This is a genomic window from Streptomyces sp. AC512_CC834, assembly GCF_019049325.1.
In the GTDB taxonomy this organism is placed as follows: Bacteria; Actinomycetota; Actinomycetes; order Streptomycetales; family Streptomycetaceae; genus Streptomyces.
Genome location: NZ_JAGMUO010000101.1, coordinates 219,814 through 236,517 on the forward strand (window position 1 = coordinate 219,814; position 16,704 = coordinate 236,517).

A 16,704-nucleotide genomic window follows, 5' to 3' on the forward strand; every position below is an offset into this window, starting at 1 on the left:
TCAATCGACTGTATGGTCGCACAGTTGACCACCCCGCGGGGCCCACCTCCGAGTCCCTGCGTGCGCTGCACCTGCGCCATCTGCGGACGGTGCCCTTCGAGAACCTGTCCGTCCACCTGGGCGAGGAGATCGTGCTGGAGGAGAAGCGGTTGCTGGACAAGGTGGTGGGCGCGGGGAGGGGCGGGTTCTGTTACGAACTCAACGGGCTCTTCGGGGCCTTGCTCGCGGCGCTCGGGTACGAGGTCACGCTGCTCGCGGCGCGGGTGTACGGGGACGGGGGCCGGCTCGGGATCCCGTACGACCACATGGCGCTGCTGGTGCGGACGGTGGACGGGGGCGACCGGCTGGCGGACGTCGGGTTCGGGGCGCACAGCCACGGTCCGCTGGCGTTCGGGGAGCGGGGTGAGCAGGAGGATCCCGGGGGGACGTTCCGGGTCGTCGAGGCGGGGCCGGACGCGGCCGGGGTGAGCGGTGACCTGGACGTACTGCGGGACGGGAGGCCCGTGTACCGGGTGGAACCGCGTCCCAGGGTGCTCGACGACTTCGTGTCCGGCGCCTGGTGGCACAGCACCTCGTCCCGGTCGCACTTCCTCCAGTCACCGGTCTGTTCACGGCTCACGGAGGACGGAGGCAGGGTCACGCTCAGCGGCCGCCGGCTCACGACGACGGCCGCCGACGGCGCCCGGGAGGAGCGTGAACTGGACACGGACGAGGAGGTGCTCGCGTCCTACCGCGACCACTTCGGCATCGACCTCGACCGGGTGCCCACTGTGTCCCGGCTGTGAGAAATGCCGTCCGGTGCGGCGGTGATACCGGGGCGTATTGGGTCATGTCTGGATGCACGGGCCACTCGTACGTACTCCCAGCACATGTGACGGTTTCCCGCGATGTGGTCCCGTGTTGCCTCGAAAGCCACATCGGTGATCGAATGTTGCTCCGTCAACTAGTTTTCTCATGTCGTCGTCGTGCAGAGGGTGTCGCAATTGATCGGCCGCTTGCTGGGAAGCCGCACGAAGCGGATGCAACGGACGGGTCCCCTGGCCGCGGTGCGGACCCCGCCGGACGCGGGAGTGCTGAGCTGCCGCGTCCTCGACCCCGTCAGCGATCCGGTGCCGAACGCGGAGTTCACGGTGAGCGACGCCATGGGGCGCAAGGTCGTCGGCGGCGGTACGGACCCCTTCGGGTCGTTCGTGGCGACGGTGCCCGCGGGGGAGTACCGGCTCGCGGTGTCCGCCGAGGGCTACACCCCCTACCGCGCCTCCGCGACGGTCACCGAGGACTCGCTCGCCTCGCTCGGCGACGTCACGCTGCAGGTGGCCCAGCCGCCGGCGCTGCCCGCCGCGGGTGACTGGGAGATCGAGCCGGCGCACTCCTCGATCGCGTTCACCGCGCGGCACATCGGGCTGGCCCGGATCCACGGCCGGTTCAACTCCTTCGCGGGCGCGGTGCGGATCGGGGACGAGATGGACCGGTCCGCGATGCACGTGGTGATCGACGCGGCGTCCATCGACACCAACGTGAAGATGCGCGACGACCACCTGCGGTCGGCCGACTTCCTGGACGTGCAGCGGTTTCCGACCCTGGAGTTCTACAGCGACCGGTTCACGCACCGCGGCGGCAACCGGTGGGCCGTCACGGGGGCCCTGTCCCTGCACGGCGTGACACGCACCGTCACGCTGGACGCCGAGTACCTCGGACTCGGTAACGGCATGGAGGGCGAGACGCGGGCGGCCTGCCGCGCCACCACCGAGCTGCACCGCGACGACTTCACGGTGAGCTGGCAGACGATGCTGGCCCGCGGCATCGCCGTCGTCGGCCCCAGCATCCGCATCGACCTCGACGTCCAGATCGTGCCCAAGGGGTGACCCGGCGCCCGGCCGACCGCCGGGCACACCGTCCGGTGGCCGACAATGGCACCCGTGAGTGACGTGAGACATGTGCTGGTGCTGCCCGACCGCGATGCCGCGCAGGAGGCGGCCCAGGCGCTCGGGGAGCGGTTCGGGCTCGACGAGGAACCCCGGCTCCTGAGGGACGCGCTGGCCGGCGAGGACGATGCCGAGGACGCCCAGTGGCTCGTCGTGCTGTGCGACGAGCGGGAGCAACTGGACCCCGGCGAGCTGGACGCGTTCGCGGGGGAGTGGGAGGGCTGGCGCGAGGAGCCGTAGCGGCGCCCGGCGCCCAGTGCCCGGTGCCCTTCCGGCGTTGACTGTCAGTGGTGCGTGCGATGCTTGTCGCGATGGCCAGGAAGACTGCGAATGACGACCCTCTCGCCCCGGTGACCCTTGCCGTGGGCCAGGAGGACCTCCTGCTCGACCGTGCCGTGCAGGAGGTGGTGGCCGCCGCGAAGGCCGCCGACGCCGACACGGACGTACGCGACCTGACACCGGACCAGTTGCAGCCCGGCACCCTCGCCGAGCTGACCAGCCCCTCGCTCTTCGCCGAGCGCAAGGTCGTGGTCGTACGCAATGCGCAGGACCTGTCCGCCGACACGGTCAAGGACGTCAAGGCCTACCTCGGTGCCCCCGCCGAGGAGATCACCCTCGTCCTGCTGCACGCGGGCGGCGCGAAGGGCAAGGGCCTGCTGGACGCCGGTCGCAAGGCGGGCGCGCGCGAGGTGGCCTGTCCCAAGATGACGAAGCCCGCCGACCGGCTGGGCTTCGTGCGCTCCGAGTTCCGTACGGCCGGGCGGTCCGCCACGCCCGAGGCGTGCCAGGCGCTGGTCGACGCGATCGGCAGCGATCTGCGGGAGCTGGCCTCGGCGGTGTCCCAGCTCACCGCCGACGTGGAGGGGACGATCGACGAGGCGGTCGTCGGGCGGTACTACACGGGGCGGGCGGAGGCATCCAGCTTCACCGTCGCCGACCGGGCCGTCGAGGGACGCGCGGCGGAGGCCCTGGAGGCGCTGCGCTGGTCGCTGTCGACCGGAGTGGCACCGGTGCTGATCACCAGCGCCCTGGCGCAGGGCGTGCGGGCCATCGGCAAGCTGTCCTCCGCCCGTGGCGGACGCCCCGCCGACCTGGCCCGCGAGCTGGGGATGCCGCCGTGGAAGATCGACCGCGTCCGGCAGCAGATGCGCGGCTGGACACCGGACGGCGTCTCCGTGGCCCTGCGCGCGGTGGCCGAGGCGGACGCGGGCGTGAAGGGCGCCGGGGACGACCCCGAGTACGCCCTGGAGAAGGCCGTGGTGACCGTCGCCCGGGCGGCGCGTTCGCGAGGGCGGGCGTAGGACAAAACACTCACGAGGACGGGCGTAGGACAGGCGCTCGCGGGTCACGCGGGTCGCTTTGTGGCGCCCGACGCTCCGGTTCTGACGTCTCGGGCCGGTTTCTGGCGTCGGGGTTTCTGCCGGACGGACACAGCAACGCCCCCGGAGTGGGTCCGGGGGCGTTGTCGCAGCGTGGCGTACTGCGGAAATCTGTCCGTGAATCGAGGTAGAGGGCTCGACGTTCCTCACGGGGGGTGCGCAATTCAGCGCGGATCAGACCAGATGATCAGACCGGGCAAGGGGTTCAGCCCTTGAGGGCGCCGACCTTCGACGCCAGCGCCGACTTCTTGTTGGCGGCCTGGTTCTTGTGGATGACGCCTCGGGAGACGGCCTTGTCGAGCTGGCGCGAAGCGACGCGCTGGTACTCGGTGGCCTTCTCGGCGTCACCCGCGGCAGCGGCCTCACGGGCCTTGCGGATCGCGGTCTTCAGAGACGACTTGACGGCCTTGTTGCGCAGCCGGGCCTTCTCGTTGGTCTTGTTCCGCTTGATCTGGGACTTGATGTTCGCCACGAAATGAGCCTTTGCAGGTTCAGGCACGAGGCCGCGAGGGTCCCGTGCCGATGATTTCTTGAAGGAGTGCCTCGCGCTGAGAGGGCATGAGACACAGCCCCCCACAGTACCAGCGGCCCGCAGGGCCACCCAAACCCGACCTCAGTCCGGCCTCACCCCGGCCTCAACCTGTCCCAAACCCATCCCAGCTCCCCAGCCGTGGGACGATGGAAGCTACGTATCGATCCGACCCGAGACCGCAGACACTGCGGACGCCTCAAGAATCAGGACCCTGCGTGCCCGCGATCCCCAGCCATGTGCCCGAGCCGAGCCGTACCGACCCGGCGCTGATCCGCAACTTCTGCATCATCGCGCACATCGACCACGGCAAGTCCACGCTCGCCGACCGGATGCTCCAGCTCACCGGAGTGGTCGATCAGCGGCAGATGCGCGCCCAGTACCTCGACCGCATGGACATCGAGCGCGAGCGCGGCATCACGATCAAGTCCCAGGCGGTGCGTCTGCCGTGGGCTCCGACCCACGACAAGAGCGACACGCACATCCTCAACATGATCGACACCCCCGGGCACGTCGACTTCACCTACGAGGTGTCGCGGTCGTTGGCCGCGTGCGAGGGCACGATCCTCCTCGTCGACGCCGCCCAGGGCATCGAGGCCCAGACCCTCGCCAACCTCTACCTGGCGATGGAGAACGACCTCACGATCATCCCCGTGCTGAACAAGATCGACCTGCCGGCCGCGCAGCCCGAGAAGTTCGCCGAGGAGCTGGCCAACCTGATCGGCTGCGACCCCGACGACGTGCTCAAGGTCTCCGCCAAGACCGGCCTCGGCGTCGACGTGTTGCTGGACAAGGTCGTCGCCGAGGTCCCGGCCCCGGTCGGCGTCAAGGACGCCCCCGCCCGCGCGATGATCTTCGACTCCGTCTACGACTCCTACCGCGGTGTCGTGACGTACGTCCGTGTCATCGACGGCCAGCTCAACAGGCGCGAGCGGATCCGGATGATGTCCACCGGCGCCACGCACGAGCTGCTGGAGATCGGCACCAACTCGCCGGAGATGCGCTCCGCCGACGGCCTCGGCGTCGGCGAGGTGGGGTACCTGATCACCGGCGTGAAGGACGTCCGCCAGTCCAAGGTCGGTGACACCGTCACCAGCATGCACAAGGGTGCCGAGGAGGCGCTCGGCGGCTACAAGGACCCCAGGCCCATGGTCTTCTCCGGCCTGTATCCGCTGGACGGCTCGGACTACCCCCTGCTGCGCGAGGCCCTGGACAAGCTCCTGCTCAACGACGCCGCCCTGGTCTACGAGCCGGAGACCTCCGCCGCCCTCGGCTTCGGCTTCCGCGTCGGCTTCCTCGGCCTGCTGCACCTCGACGTGATCCGCGAGCGGCTGGAGCGCGAGTTCGGGCTCGACCTCATCGCCACCGCGCCCAACGTGGTCTACCGCGTGATCATGGAGGACGGCGTCGAGCACACCGTCACCAACCCGAGCGAGTTCCCCGAGGGCAAGATCAACGACGTGTACGAGCCGGTCGTGCGCGCCACGATCCTCGCGCCGACCGAGTTCATCGGCGCGATCATGGAGCTGTGCCAGACCCGGCGCGGCACGCTCCTCGGCATGGACTACCTCTCCGAGGACCGCGTCGAGATCCGCTACACCCTCCCGCTCGCGGAGATCGTCTTCGACTTCTTCGACCAGTTGAAGTCCAAGACCCGTGGCTACGCCTCCCTCGACTACGAGCCCACCGGCGAGCAGACCTCCAGCCTGGTCAAGGTCGACATCCTGCTGCACGGCGACAAGGTGGACGCCTTCTCCGCGATCACCCACAAGGACGGGGCGTACGCGTACGGCGTGCGGCTCGTCGCCAAGCTGCGCGAGCTGATCCCGCGCCAGGCCTTCGAGGTGCCCATCCAGGCCGCCATCGGCTCCCGGGTGATCGCCCGCGAGACCATCCGCGCCATCCGCAAGGACGTCCTCGCCAAGTGCTACGGCGGTGACATCTCCCGGAAGCGGAAGCTGCTGGAGAAGCAGAAGGAAGGCAAGAAGCGCATGAAGATGGTGGGTTCCGTGGAGGTTCCGCAGGAGGCCTTCATCGCGGTCCTGTCCAGCGATGACAACGCCGGGTCGGGCAAGGGCAAGAAGTAACCGAGAAGTGGCCGGGAAGTAACCGCCACCCCGCACCCAAGCCGGGGCGAAGCGGACACCGAGGGGCTCGTCGTACGAAAGTGCGGCGGGTCCCTTCGCATGTCACGGGCGGGCCTCTGTACGAAGTGACAGGGCGCGGCCACTTACGCGGGGGCCGGTCGCCCTTTACCCTGATGCCTGCCCCGTAGTTACTCGTGAGTTAAACAAGTGATCGGGCAACTGTCCCCGTCACCGCCTGAACACCGCCTGAACACGCCCGAGAGTGAACCAGCCACACCTGAGCCAACCGCAACGAGCCAGCCGCACCGTCGCGGGCCCGGAGGATGTCGTGAGCGACACACAGACACTGATCGAGAACCGTCCCCCCTCCGTGGCGGGACTCTTCCTGGAGCGGGTGGCGGCCACGCCGGACGCCGAGGCGTACCGCTACCCGGTGCCGCCGGCCTCGGGCGAGGGTCCCGAGGACTGGAAGTCGCTCACCTGGGCGCAGGCCGCCGAGCGGGTGTACGCGATCGCGGCCGGCCTCATCGAGCTGGGCGTGCAGCCGCAGCAGCGGGTGGCCCTGGCCTCCTCCACCCGCCTGGAGTGGATCCTCGCCGACCTCGGCATCATGTGCGCGGGTGCGGCGACGACCACCGTCTATCCGCAGACCAACGCCGACGAGTCGGCGTACATCCTCGCCGACTCCGAGAGCCGGGTGCTGATCGCGGAGGACGCCGCGCAACTGGTCAAGGCGAAGGAGAAGCGGGCCGAGCTGCCCGACCTCACCCACGTGGTCGTGATCGACACGACCGGCGCGGACACCTCCGAGGACTGGGTCCTCACCCTCGACGAGCTGGAGCGCAGGGGCGCGGCACGCCTGGAGAAGGACGCGGAGCTGATCAAGGAGCGGGTCGGCGCGCTCACCAAGGACCAGCTCGCCACCCTCATCTACACCTCCGGCACCACCGGCAAGCCCAAGGGCGTGCGCCTCCCGCACGACTGCTGGTCGTACATGGCCAAGGCGATCGCCGCGACCGGCCTGGTCAGCGGGGACGACGTGCAGTACCTGTGGCTGCCGCTCGCACACGTCTTCGGCAAGGTGCTGACCTCCGGCCAGATCGAGGTGGGCCACGTCACCGCCGTCGACGGCCGCGTCGACAAGATCATCGAGAATCTGCCGGTGGTGCAGCCGACCTACATGGCGGCCGTGCCGCGCATCTTCGAGAAGGTCTACAACGGCGTCGCCGCCAAGGCCCGCGCGGGCGGCGGGGCCAAGTACAAGATCTTCCAGTGGGCCGCCGGTGTCGCCCGCGAGTACGCCAAGGTCACCCAGGACAACTTCAAGCGCACCGGCACCGCGAGCGCCCCCGCCGGTCTGCGCACCAAGCACGCGGTCGCCGACAGGCTCGTCTACGCCAAGATCCGCGAGGCCTTCGGCGGCCGGCTGCGGGCCTGCGTGTCCGGCTCGGCCGCCCTCGCCCCGGAGATCGGCTACTTCTTCGCCGGCGCCGGCATCCACATCCTCGAGGGCTACGGCCTCACCGAGACCTCCGCCGCGTCCTTCGTGAACCCCGGCGAGGCCTACCGCACCGGCACGGTCGGCAAGCCGCTGCCCGGCACGGAGGTGCGGGTCGCGGACGACGGCGAGATCCTGCTGCGCGGCCCCGGCGTCATGGAGGGCTACCACAAGCTGCCCGAGAAGACCGCCGAGGTGCTGGAGGCCGACGGCTGGTTCCACACCGGCGACATCGGCGAGCTGTCGGCCGACGGCTACCTGCGCATCACCGACCGCAAGAAGGACCTCATCAAGACGTCCGGCGGCAAGTACATCGCGCCCGCCGAGGTCGAGGGCCAGTTCAAGGCGGTGTGCCCCTACGTCTCCAACATCCTGGTGCACGGCGCCGACCGGAACTTCTGCACCGCCCTCATCGCCCTCGACGAGGTCGCGATCACCGAGTGGGCGAAGGAGAACGGCCTGGAGGGCAGGCCGTACGCGGAGATCGTCGCGGCGCCCGCGACCGTCGAGATGGTCGACGGCTACGTCAAGGAGCTCAACGAGGGCCTCCAGCGCTGGCAGACCATCAAGAAGTTCCGCCTGCTGCCCCGTGACCTCGACGTCGAGCACGGCGAGATCACCCCGAGCCTGAAGCTGAAGCGGCCGGTGGTGGAGCGGGAGTACAAGCACCTGATCGAGGACATGTACGCGGGCTCACGCGAGGCGTAGTGCGTGGCGCGATGTGCAGCACGTGGCGCGTCGCGGACCCGTGACTTCCGGTCCGCGCCGTGGATGTTCGAAGACGTCCGTTTCCCGGCCGTCTTCGAACGCTCGTGTAGCACGGTTCTCGCTCATGACGGCCCACTTCGGTAACTCCGCGCGTATGGCCGGGATCGGTCTGTCACTCTGTCGGCATTGACTGCGAGGAATTCGCACGAACTGCCCGGGGAGCCGTCTATGGGGGCCATTCCGACGCAGCGGGAGTCCGTCTCCCGCGCCGGCGCGGCGCCCGCGCACGCCGCCGCTGAGGCATCCGCCGAATCCGTCCAATCCGCCCAATCCCTCCAATCCGTTCAGGAGTGTCCGTCGGCACGCGTGACCCTGCTCGGCAGCTCCCTGGCGCCCGGCGCCGCCCGCGAGATGGTGCGGGCCGCGCTCGCCGACTGGTCGGCGCTCGGGCTGCCCGGTACGGAACTGCTGACCGAGCATCTCGTCTCCGACGCCCTGGTCGTCGTCAGTGAGCTGGTCACCAACGCCGTGGTGCACGCCGGTACCGACGTCGAGGTGACCTGCCGGCTGGAGGAGACCGGCACCCTCGTCGTCGAGGCCACGGACCACCACCCGTCCCGCGCACCGATCGGCGGCGGCGACGAGACACCGCACGACCTCCCCGAGTACGGGCGCGGCCTGCGACTTGTCGCCGCGCTCGCGGAGGCCTGGGGCATCACGTACCGCCCGGGAGTCAAAACGGTGTGGGCACGGTTGCCGGCTGCGGGTACGGAGAGCGCCGACGGTGCCGGGGCGGGGGAGGCCGTCGGGGTCGCGGAGATCAGCGGGGCTGCTGGGGGCGCCGAGCGGATTGAGGCGTACGGCGCGTGGCGTCGCGGGGCGCGGCGCACCGACACACCGGTCGACCGTTCGTCGGTGGAGGAGCCCGCGCAGTCCCGGCAGCCCGGGCTCCTCAACGTGTTGGACGGCCCCGACGGCATGCCCGGCACCGGCACCGGAATCGGCACAGACACAGGCACAGACACAGGCACCGTCCTGCGTGGCGTCCGCGACCGGGAGTGGCTGGGCCGCGGTGCCCTGTCGTTCCTCGCGGAGGCCTCGGACCTCCTGGCCGGGCAGCTCGACGAGGACCTGGTCGCCTCCCTCACCGGGCAACTGATCGTGCCCCGCCTCGCCGACTGGTGCGGCGTGTGGCTGGAGGACGAGTCCCTGGGCCGGGGTGCATGGAGCGACGGCCCCGGCGCGGCCGTGGGCGCACGGCTGGCCCGCGTGTGGCACACCGGTGAGGGGCACCTCGACGAGCTGCGCGCGGCCCTGGAGAAGGAACCGCCCCGCCCGCGCGACCCCTGGCGATCCGGTCCCGTCGGCCACCCCTGGCCCGGCGACGCGCTCGGCCCGGACGGCAGGCACGGCACCGCGCTCGCCTACCGCCTGGTCGCCGGCGGCAGACCCCTGGGCACCCTGGTCATCGGCCGAGCCGACACCTCGGGCTCCTCGGGCTCGCCGGGCTCCCCGGACACCCCCGGCTCCTCGGGCTCCCCGGACACCTCCGGCTACCTGGACGCATCCGACCCCCCGGACACCGCCGACACCGCCGACGCCCCCGGCCGCTCCGGCTTTCCCGACGAGATCACTGGCCTGGTCGAGGATCTCAGCCGCCGGGTGGCGCTCGCGATCGGCGCCGCCCGCCAGTACGCCCGGCAGGCCACCATCAGCGCCGTCCTCCAGCGCGGCCTGCTGCCCGGCGCCGTCGCCGAGATCCCCGGCGTACGCAGCGCCCTCGTCTACGAACCGTGCGACAAGGGCGGCCCCAGCGGCGACTTCTACGACCTCTTCCCGGCCGGCGAGGGCCGCTGGTGCTTCGCCGTCGGCGACGTCCAGGGCAAGGGCCCCGAGGCCGCCGTCGTCATCGGGCTCGCCCGGCCCTGGCTGCGGCTGCTGGCCCGCGAGGAGTACGACGTCCCGGACGTCCTGGACCGCCTCAACCAGCTCCTCCTCGACGATGCCACCGAGGCCGCCGACGCCGCCGCGCGCGCCCTCGTCGCCGTCGGCGGCCCACCGGTTGCCCCGGGCGACGGACCGCAGACCCGCTTCCTGTCCCTGCTCTACGGCGAACTGGTCCCCTTCGACGGCGGCGTCCGCTGCACCCTCGCGTCCGCCGGACACCCGCTGCCGCTGCTCCTCGGGCCCGACGGCACGGTATCCGCCGTCGCGTGCCCGCAGACCCTGCTCGGCGTCGTCGAGGACGCGACGTACACCAGCGAGACCTTCGAGCTGCGCTCCGGCGACACCCTGCTGTGCGTCACGGACGGGATCACCGAGCGGCGCAGCGGCTCCCGTCAGTTCGACGACGGCGACGGGCTCGCCGCGGCTCTGGCCGGGTGCGCGGGCATGGACGCCGAGCTGGTCGCCGAGCGCATCAGGAGGCTGGTGCACGAGTTCGGGCCCAGGCCCCCGGAGGACGACCTGGCCCTGCTGGTGCTCCAGGCGCAGTGAGCGGGCGGGCAGGGGATCCGGCCGGGCAGGGGGATCCGGCCGGGTGCGGGACAATGGAACGCATGCCCTCCGCACTTCCCGACGGCGAACCCGTCCCCGCCGACGGCGCGCTGCCCGCGCCCGCGCTCGCCGGGGCCGCCGACCGTCCCCTCGGCTTCTACCTGCACGTGCCGTACTGCGCGACCCGCTGCGGCTACTGCGACTTCAACACCTACACCGCGACCGAGCTGCGCGGCACCGGCGGCGTCCTCGCCTCCCGCGACAACTACGCCGATACGCTCGTCGACGAGGTCCGCCTGGCCCGCAAGGTCCTCGGCGACGACCCCCGCGAGGTCCGCACGGTGTTCGTCGGCGGTGGTACGCCCACCCTGCTGGCCGCCGGGGACCTGGTACGGATGCTGCGCGCGGTCCGCGACGAGTTCGGCCTGGCGCCGGACGCGGAGATCACGACGGAGGCCAACCCCGAGTCGGTCGACCCGTCGTACCTCGCCACCCTCCGCGCGGGCGGCTTCAACCGGATCTCCTTCGGCATGCAGAGCGCGCGCCAGCACGTCCTGAAGGTCCTGGACCGCACCCACACCCCGGGCCGCCCGGAGGCCTGCGTCGCCGAGGCCCGCGCGGCCGGCTTCGACCACGTCAACCTGGATCTGATCTACGGCACCCCCGGCGAGTCCGACGACGACTGGCGGGCCTCACTGGACGCCGCGCTCGGCGCCGGACCCGACCACGTCTCGGCGTACGCCCTGATCGTCGAGGAGGGCACCCAGCTCGCCCGGCGCATCCGGCGCGGCGAGGTCCCCATGACCGACGACGACGTGCACGCCGACCGGTACCTGATCGCCGAGGACACCCTGTCCGCGGCGGGCTTCGACTGGTACGAGGTGTCGAACTGGGCCACCTCCGACGCCGGACGCTGCCTGCACAACGAGCTGTACTGGCGGGGCGCCGACTGGTGGGGCGCGGGACCGGGCGCGCACTCCCACGTGGGCGGCGTGCGCTGGTGGAACGTGAAGCACCCGGGCGCGTACGCGGGGGCGCTGGCGGCGGGCAGGTCCCCGGGCGCCGGGCGCGAGATCCTCACGGACGAGGACCGGCGCGTGGAGCGCATCCTGCTGGAGCTGCGGCTGCGGGAGGGCGTCCCGCTGTCGCTCCTGCGGGAGGCGGGGCTCGCGGCGTCGCGCCGGGCGCTGGGCGAGGGGCTCCTTCAGGAGGGGCCGTACGAGGACGGGCGGGCGGTGCTGACGCTGCGCGGGCGGCTGCTGGCGGACGCGGTGGTGCGGGACCTGGTGGACTGATCACTCGGGGGAGTGAATCGGCGCGGAACGAGGGATCGGAACGTAGTCTGATTCGTAGGCTGCCGCCAAAAGGACGCGGCGGATGTGGAGGGCCACGGAGATGACGGCTGTGGACGAACGTGGAGTCGCGGAGTTCTTCGCGGGGTTCGAGCCACCCGAGGGGCTTAAGGTCGAGCTGCTTCGGGGGGAAATCGTGATGATGGCCAGCCCTGATCTGGTGCACAACCGGATCGTCACTTCTCTGATGGACCAGATTTCGAACAGGCGCTGGGAGCGGCTCCAGACTCAGGATGTCGATGTCGTCGACGAGGCCAGTGAGCCTGTGCCCGATCTGGTGGTGTTGGAGGTTGGTGTCGGTCCGGACTCTGGGCGTCTCCTGCCGTCCCAGATGATCACGCTGGTCGTGGAAGTGGTCTCGAAGACCAGTGTCATCCGGGACTACACCGTCAAGCGCTCGATCTACGCAGCGGGCAAAATCCCGGCCTACCTCGTGGTCGATCCGATCATGGCGCACTGCGTGCTGTTCACGTTGCCCGCCGGAGACGGAGACGACGCGGACTACCAGGCGCAGCTAACGGCGAAGTTCGGCGATCCGCTGCCGCTGGAGATGCTCGGGCTCGAACTCGACACCAGCGACTTCGGCACCTTCACCGGCGTCAGGCCCCACCGCTACCCGTGACGAAGTCGATCAGCTCCTCCACCCGCCCCAGCAGCTCCGGCTCCAGGTCCTTGTAAGACCCCACCCGCGCCAGAATCGCCTGCCACACCGCCCCCGTGTTCTCGGACGGCCACCCCACCGCCCGGCACACCCCGGTCTTCCAGTCCTGGCCGCGCGGCACCCGGGGCCAGGCGTCGATCCCGACCGCCGACGGCTTCACGGCCTCCCAGATGTCGATGTAGGGGTGGCCCACGACCAGCGCGTGCTCGCTCGTCACCGCCTCCGCGATGCGCCACTCCTTCGAACCCGGCACCAGGTGGTCCACCAGGACGCCCAGCCGTGCGTCCGGGCCCGGGGCGAAGTCGGCGACGATCGACGGCAGGTCGTCCACACCGCCCAGGTACTCCACGACGACGCCCTCGATGCGCAGGTCGTCGCCCCACACCTTCTCGACCAGCTCGGCGTCGTGCCGCCCTTCGACGTAGATGCGCCCGGCGCGCGCCACCCGTGCGCGTGCGCCGGGTACGGCGACCGAACCGGACGCCGTACGGGAGGGGGCGGACCGCGCCGGACCGGAGGAGGACGGCCGTACCAGCGTCACCACGCGCCCCTCCAGCAGGAAGCCGCGCGGCTCCATCGGGAACACCCGGTGCTTGCCGAAGCGGTCCTCCAGGGTCACCGTGCCCGCCTCGCAGCCGATCACCGCGCCGCAGAAGCCGGTGCCGGGCTCCTCGACCACCAGGCCCGGGTCGGCCGGGACCTCGGGTACCGACTGCTGCGACTTCTTCCACGGAGGGGTCAGGTCGGCGGAGTACTGGCGCATTCTGACGACGATACGAGGAACACGCGCCCGGTGATCAGCGCGACACGCCGAACCGGGCGGCCAGCGCGTCCCGTTGGGCCCGGACGAACGCCGCGTCCACCACCGCTCCGTGACCGGGCACGTACAGCGCGTCGTCCCCGCCCAGTTCGAGCAGCCGGTCCAGGGCGGCGGGCCAGCGCGACGGTACGGCGTCGGGTCCCGCCTGCGGCTCACCGGACTCCTCGACCAGGTCGCCGCAGAACACGACACTCGGGGAGCCCGGCACCCGACCCGGGGAGCCCGGCACCCGACCCGGGGAGCCCGGCACCCGATCCGGGCAGCCCGGCACCCGATCCGGGCAGCCCGGCCCCCGCACCAGCACCGCGAGGTCGTGCCCGGTGTGCCCGGGGCCCACGTCGGCGAGCCGGACCCGCAGGCCGCCGCCCAGGTCGAGCGCGCACTCGCCGCGCACCTCGTGGCGGACGCGGACGAGCGCGTCGGCCGCCTCCTCCGCCGCCCGCGCGTCCAGCCCCTCCGTCACCGCGTCCGAGCACAGCGCCTCCCGCCCGTGTCCGCCCGGCGCGAACAGCGCGCCCGTGCCCACCGCGCCGTACACGCGGGCGCCCGCGAACGCCGCCGCCCCGAAGACGTGGTCGAAATGCGGGTGGGTCAGCGCGAGATGTGTCACACGGCGACCGGCGAGCTTCTGCGCCCCCGCGCGCAACCGGGCGCCCTCGCCGAGACTCGACCCCGCGTCGACCATCAGCGCCGCGTCCTCACCGACGACCAGCCCGGCCGTGCAGTCCCACCCCGGCAGCCGGCACCGCCCCACCCCGGCGGCCAACCGCTCCCATCCCAGGTCTTCCCAAGTCACCGTCACGACGACGACGCTAACGGCATCGCCACGCCCTTGCCGGGGGCGTACCCCACGGCCGTACACTGGGCCGGGGAAGTCTGGCACTCGCGAGCCGTGAGTGCCAAGGCGGCCAGGCAGTGGCGGACAGGTAAGTGGCAATAGCAGACGGCCGGTAAACGGGCGGACGACATGCTGGAGGTGCGCGCGAATGCTCAGTGAACGCAGGCTCCAGGTGCTGCGCGCCATCGTCCAGGACTATGTCGGCACCGAGGAGCCCGTCGGCTCCAAGGCGCTCACCGAGCGGCACAGCCTCGGCGTCTCGCCGGCCACCGTGCGCAATGACATGGCGGCCCTGGAGGACGAGGGGTTCATCGCCCAGCCGCACACCAGCGCCGGGCGCATCCCGACCGACAAGGGCTACCGGCTCTTCGTCGACAAGCTGGCCGGCGTCAAGCCGATGACCGCGCCCGAGCGGCGTGCCATCCAGAACTTCCTGGAGGGCGCCGTCGACCTCGACGACGTGGTGGCCCGCACGGTGCGGCTGCTCGCGCAGCTCACCCGGCAGGTCGCCGTCGTGCAGTATCCGTCGCTGACCCGCTCGACGGTGCGGCACGTGGAGCTGCTCTCGCTGGCGCCCGCGCGCCTCATGCTCGTGCTGATCACGGACACCGGCCGGGTCGAGCAGCGGATGGTCGACTGCCCGGCGCCGTTCGGCGAGGCGTCCGTCGCCGACCTGCGGGCGCGGCTCAACAGCCGGGTCGCGGGACGCCGTTTCTCGGATGTGCCGTCTTTGGTGGAAGATCTGGCGGAGCCCTTCGAGGCCGAGGATCGCGGTACGGTCTCCACCGTGCTCTCCACTCTCCTGGAGACACTGGTCGAGGAGAACGAGGAGCGGTTGATGATCGGCGGCACCGCCAATCTGACCCGCTTCGGGCACGACTTCCCCTTGGTGATCCGACCCGTCCTCGAGGCGCTGGAGGAGCAGGTCGTGCTCCTCAAGCTGCTCGGCGAGGCGAAGGATCCGGGCGTGACCGTCCGAATCGGTCATGAGAACGCCCACGAGGGACTCAACTCAACGTCCGTCGTGTCGGTCGGCTACGGTTCGGGCGGCGAGGCGGTTGCCAAGCTCGGCGTGGTCGGACCGACCCGCATGGATTACCCGGGAACGATGGGAGCGGTACGCGCAGTGGCACGGTACGTCGGACAGATCCTGGCGGAGTCGTAGGTGGCCACGGACTATTACGCCGTACTCGGCGTACGCCGCGACGCATCCCAGGACGAGATCAAGAAGGCGTTCCGGAGGCTCGCCCGCGAGCTGCACCCGGACGTCAACCCCGATCCGAAGACCCAGGAGCGGTTCAAGGAGATCAACGCCGCCTACGAGGTGCTGTCGGACCCGCAGAAGAAGCAGGTCTACGACCTCGGGGGCGACCCCCTCTCGCAGGCCGGCGGAGGCGGTGCGGGCGGCTTCGGCGCGGGTGGCTTCGGGAACTTCTCGGACATCATGGACGCGTTCTTCGGTACGGCGTCGCAGCGCGGGCCGCGCTCGCGCACCCGCCGGGGCCAGGACGCGATGATCCGCATCGAGGTCGAGCTGGACGAGGCCGCGTTCGGTACGACCAAGGACATCCAGGTCGACACCGCGGTCGTCTGCAACACCTGCAACGGTGAGGGCGCGGCGCCCGGCACGTCGGCCCAGACATGCGACATGTGCCGCGGCCGCGGTGAGGTCTCGCAGGTCACCCGGTCCTTCCTGGGCCAGGTCATGACCTCGCGTCCCTGCCCCCAGTGCCAGGGTTTCGGCACCGTGGTCCCGACCCCGTGCCCCGAGTGCGCGGGCGACGGCAGGGTCCGCTCCCGGCGCACCCTGACCGTGAAGATCCCGGCCGGCGTCGACAACGGCACCCGGATCCAGCTCGCGGGCGAGGGCGAGGTCGGCCCCGGCGGCGGCCCCGCCGGCGACCTGTACGTCGAGATCCACGAGCTGCCCCACTCGACGTTCCAGCGCCGCGGCGACGACCTGCACTGCACGGTCACCATCCCGATGACGGCGGCGGCCCTCGGCACGAAGGTGCCGCTGGAGACCCTCGACGGCATGGAGGAGGTCGACATCCGTCCGGGCACCCAGTCCGGCCAGTCGATCCCGAAGCACGGCCGGGGCATCACCCACCTGCGCGGCGGCGGCCGGGGCGACCTCATCGTCCACGTCGAGGTCATGACCCCGAGCAAGCTCGACCCCGAACAGGAACGCCTCCTGCGCGAACTGGCCGTACTCCGCGGCGAGGAACGCCCGACGGGACAGTTCCAGCCGGGGCAGCAAGGGTTGTTCTCCCGCCTGAAGGACGCGTTCAACGGGCGCTGAGCCCGGTGTCCGGGCGGCTGACGTGGGTCGCCGTCGGGGGCTTCGCGATGCGGATGCTCCTGGCGTATGCCAACGGAAGCCCGGATTCGGACTTGTGCGGAGGACGTGA

The 16,704-nt window shown here is 71.1% G+C and carries 14 protein-coding genes; 11 read left to right on the top strand and 3 right to left on the bottom strand.

Annotation, left to right across the window (positions count from 1 at the left end):
• Positions 1-8: 8 nt before the first annotated feature.
• From KUM40_RS33250 to holA, 4 genes are all read left to right on the top strand, one after another.
• The gene (locus KUM40_RS33250; RefSeq protein ID WP_217170076.1) at positions 9-785 is read left to right on the top strand and encodes an arylamine N-acetyltransferase; all 777 of its coding nucleotides are present in this window, start codon (positions 9-11) and stop codon (positions 783-785) included.
• 198 nt (positions 786-983) lie between these two features.
• A complete protein-coding gene (locus KUM40_RS33255; RefSeq protein WP_217169997.1) occupies positions 984-1,865 on the top strand; it encodes a YceI family protein in 882 nt (293 codons plus the stop codon).
• A 54-nt stretch (positions 1,866-1,919) separates the two neighbouring features.
• Positions 1,920-2,165: a hypothetical protein gene (locus KUM40_RS33260; protein WP_217169998.1), complete on the top strand. Its 246-nt coding sequence runs from the start codon at positions 1,920-1,922 to the stop codon at positions 2,163-2,165.
• Between the two features lie 71 nt (positions 2,166-2,236).
• On the top strand, positions 2,237-3,226 hold the full coding sequence (gene holA / locus KUM40_RS33265) for a DNA polymerase III subunit delta (protein WP_217169999.1): 990 nt from the start codon (positions 2,237-2,239) through the stop codon (positions 3,224-3,226).
• Between the two features lie 283 nt (positions 3,227-3,509).
• On the opposite strand, the gene rpsT is transcribed toward holA, so the two are convergent.
• Positions 3,510-3,776 carry a 30S ribosomal protein S20 gene (gene rpsT / locus KUM40_RS33270; RefSeq protein WP_217170000.1) on the bottom strand — a complete coding sequence of 89 codons (267 nt, stop codon included), beginning with the start codon at positions 3,774-3,776 and terminating at the stop codon, positions 3,510-3,512.
• A gap of 275 nt (positions 3,777-4,051) precedes the next feature.
• Here rpsT and lepA point away from each other — a divergent pair, with 275 nt between their 5' ends.
• The 5 genes from lepA (at position 4,052) to KUM40_RS33295 (ending at position 12,596) form a co-directional block, all read left to right on the top strand.
• Positions 4,052-5,920 (top strand): translation elongation factor 4, encoded by a 1,869-nt coding sequence (lepA, locus tag KUM40_RS33275; RefSeq protein ID WP_217170001.1) that lies wholly within the window; start codon positions 4,052-4,054, stop codon positions 5,918-5,920.
• Between the two features lie 328 nt (positions 5,921-6,248).
• Positions 6,249-8,126 (top strand): long-chain fatty acid--CoA ligase, encoded by a 1,878-nt coding sequence (locus tag KUM40_RS33280; protein WP_217170002.1) that lies wholly within the window; start codon positions 6,249-6,251, stop codon positions 8,124-8,126.
• A gap of 228 nt (positions 8,127-8,354) precedes the next feature.
• Positions 8,355-10,622, top strand: coding sequence for an ATP-binding SpoIIE family protein phosphatase (locus tag KUM40_RS33285; protein ID WP_217170003.1), 2,268 nt, complete (start codon positions 8,355-8,357; stop codon positions 10,620-10,622).
• 62 nt (positions 10,623-10,684) lie between these two features.
• Complete coding sequence (hemW, locus tag KUM40_RS33290; protein WP_217170004.1) at positions 10,685-11,917, top strand: radical SAM family heme chaperone HemW; 1,233 nt, start codon at positions 10,685-10,687, stop codon at positions 11,915-11,917.
• A 100-nt stretch (positions 11,918-12,017) separates the two neighbouring features.
• Positions 12,018-12,596 (top strand): Uma2 family endonuclease, encoded by a 579-nt coding sequence (locus tag KUM40_RS33295; RefSeq protein WP_254396016.1) that lies wholly within the window; start codon positions 12,018-12,020, stop codon positions 12,594-12,596.
• On the opposite strand, the gene KUM40_RS33300 is transcribed toward KUM40_RS33295, so the two are convergent.
• Both KUM40_RS33300 and KUM40_RS33305 read right to left on the bottom strand, forming a co-directional pair.
• The gene (locus KUM40_RS33300) at positions 12,574-13,398 is read right to left on the bottom strand and encodes a DUF3097 domain-containing protein (RefSeq protein ID WP_217170006.1); all 825 of its coding nucleotides are present in this window, start codon (positions 13,396-13,398) and stop codon (positions 12,574-12,576) included. The two genes, KUM40_RS33295 and KUM40_RS33300, sit on opposite strands and share 23 nt — an antisense overlap.
• Positions 13,399-13,432: 34 nt before the next feature.
• Positions 13,433-14,257, bottom strand: coding sequence for an MBL fold metallo-hydrolase (locus KUM40_RS33305; protein WP_217170007.1), 825 nt, complete (start codon positions 14,255-14,257; stop codon positions 13,433-13,435).
• 184 nt (positions 14,258-14,441) lie between these two features.
• On the opposite strand from KUM40_RS33305, the gene hrcA reads away from it, so the two are divergent.
• Both hrcA and dnaJ read left to right on the top strand, forming a co-directional pair.
• Complete coding sequence (gene hrcA, locus KUM40_RS33310; protein WP_217170008.1) at positions 14,442-15,458, top strand: heat-inducible transcriptional repressor HrcA; 1,017 nt, start codon at positions 14,442-14,444, stop codon at positions 15,456-15,458.
• Positions 15,459-16,595, top strand: coding sequence for a molecular chaperone DnaJ (gene dnaJ, locus KUM40_RS33315; RefSeq protein ID WP_217170009.1), 1,137 nt, complete (start codon positions 15,459-15,461; stop codon positions 16,593-16,595).
• The last annotated feature ends 109 nt before the right edge of the window (positions 16,596-16,704 follow it).